At 61.3% G+C, this 564-nt stretch carries 1 protein-coding gene; it reads right to left on the bottom strand.

The window, feature by feature from the left end; all coding sequences use genetic code 11:
• Positions 1–563: superoxide dismutase (locus tag ACT3UL_RS19215; RefSeq protein ID WP_444580001.1), on the bottom strand; the 563-nt coding region annotated here is incomplete at its 3' end.
• Between the last annotated feature and the right edge of the window lies 1 nt (position 564).

The raw sequence follows: 564 nt of genomic DNA, 5'->3' as shown, positions 1-564 counted from the left end.
GCCCAGTTCACGATGTTCCAGATCGCCTTCACGTAATCAGCCTTCACGTTCTGGTAGTCCAGGTAGAACGCGTGCTCCCACATATCCAGCTGGAACAGCGGGATCGTCGCGACCGGCACACCGTTCTGCTGATCATAGAACTGCTCGATCACGAGATTCCCACCGAGGGGCTCGTACGCCAGCACAGCCCAGCCCGAACCCTGGATCCCCAGAGCCGCCGCCGTGAAGTGCGCACGGAAACCATCGAACGATCCGAAGAACTCATCGATCGCCTGCGCGAGCTCACCGGTGGGCTTGTCGCCACCTTCGGGCGAGAGGTTCTTCCAGAAGATCGAGTGGTTCGTGTGACCACCGAGGTTGAACGCCAGATCCTTCGAGAACTGGTTCACCGTCGCGAAATCACCGGACTCCCGCGCCGCCGCCAGCTTCTCCAGCGCCGTGTTCGCGCCCTTGACGTAGGTCGCGTGGTGCTTCGAGTGGTGCAGCTCCATGATCTTGCCGGAGATCGAGGGATCCAGCGCGCCGTAGTCGTAGTCGAGATCGGGAAGCGTGTAGTCCGCCATG

The organism is Brachybacterium sp. 107, assembly GCF_052379725.1.
Lineage (GTDB): Bacteria > Actinomycetota > Actinomycetes > Actinomycetales > Dermabacteraceae > Brachybacterium.
The sequence above is the reverse complement of the archived record's forward strand: the minus strand, read 5'-3'. Positions and strand labels throughout refer to the sequence as shown.